At 60.4% G+C, this 1,347-nt stretch carries 2 pseudogenes; one reads left to right on the top strand and one right to left on the bottom strand.

Going from position 1 to position 1,347, the window contains the following annotated elements:
• Positions 1 to 1,028 (bottom strand): annotated as a pseudogene (locus FYJ24_RS12415) (IS3 family transposase); the annotation flags it as partial.
• A gap of 128 nt (positions 1,029 to 1,156) precedes the next feature.
• On the opposite strand from FYJ24_RS12415, the pseudogene FYJ24_RS12735 reads away from it, so the two are divergent.
• Positions 1,157 to 1,347 (top strand): annotated as a pseudogene (locus FYJ24_RS12735) (hypothetical protein); the annotation flags it as partial.

Genomic DNA, 1,347 nt, shown 5'->3' with positions numbered 1-1,347 from the left:
GCCATGGATCGCCTCGACCTTGAGGCTGTGGAAGAAGCTCTCGGCACAGGCATTGTCGTAGCAGTTGCCTTTGGCACTCATGCTGCACCGGAGATGGTGCCGGGTCAGCAGCGACTGGTACAACGTCGAGCAATATTGGCTGCCACGGTCACTATGCACGACCACTCCCTTGGGCATCTTACGGCGCCACAAGGCCATTTTCAGGGCATCACCGACCAAGTCGGCGGTCATCCGCTCACTCATCGCCCAGCCCACCACCTTGCGTGAGTACAGGTCGATCAATACGGCCAGATAGAGCCACCCTTCGCCGGTTGCCAGGTACGTAATGTCGCCGACCCACTTCTGGTTCGGCGCCATCGCGGTGAAGTCCTGCTCCAGCAGGTTCGGTGCCACTGGCAGCGTGTGCCGAGAGTTCGTCGTGGCCTTGAACTTGCGGGCTGCCTTGGCACGTAGGCCTTGCCGCTGGAGGCTGGCGGCGACGGTCTTGCGGTCTACTGGCAGGCCATCGTCACGTAGGTCCAGAGCCAATCTGGGGGCGCCTGAGCGCCCCTTCCGATGGTAATAAGCCTCGGCCACACGCTGATCGAGAACCGCCTGCTGACGGCGTCTGGATGACGGCGCGGCATCGCGCTGTCGCCAGGCGTAGTAGCCGCTGCGGGCGACGCCGAGGACCGCGCACATGCGCTGGATGCTGAATGCCTGACGATGCTGATGGATGAAGGCGTACCTCACTTCAGGCTCTTGGCGAAGTACACCGCGGCTTTTTTTGCGATTTCAAGCTCTTCCGACTTCTCGGCCAGCTGTCGCTTGAGCCTCGCGTTCTCTTCAGCCAGGGCCTGCTCGCGAGCCGAGACGTTCTGCTGCTGCTGGGCCTTGGCTCGCCATTGATAGAGCTGGCTGGGCTGAAGCCCTAGCTCACGAGCGGCGGCACTGGACCCGACACGGTCAGCGAGTGCCAAGGCCTCATCCTTGTAGGCCTGGGAGTAACGGGTACGGGTCTTCTTCATCGACGTTGCTTGCCTTGCCATGGGTCACCTCGTTCAGTGTACTTCCTTAACGGGGTGTCCACTGCTGCTGGGCAAGATCATTATGCCTTAAAAAAGTTCAAACGCCTGCTCGACGAGGACGAGAATTCGTAAGGTCGTTGCAGGCGGAAATGGCCCAGAAAGGCCACGTGGTCTCGCTCGTCAAGCTGTGTCAGTGGCTGGGGCTTCCTCGAAGGACGTTATATTACCAGCCCAGGACTCGTTGCCGTATCATCAATGCTGAGCTGGTTAGCCGGGTAAAACTGGCCCTGGAGCGCTTCCCTACTTACGGCTATCGTCGTCTAGCGTGTGTTCTGGGAGA

The organism is Scrofimicrobium canadense, from assembly GCF_009696615.1.
GTDB lineage: Bacteria > Actinomycetota > Actinomycetes > Actinomycetales > Actinomycetaceae > Scrofimicrobium > Scrofimicrobium canadense.
Note: the sequence above shows the minus strand (reverse complement) of the source record. Positions and strands in the feature narration are given on the sequence as shown.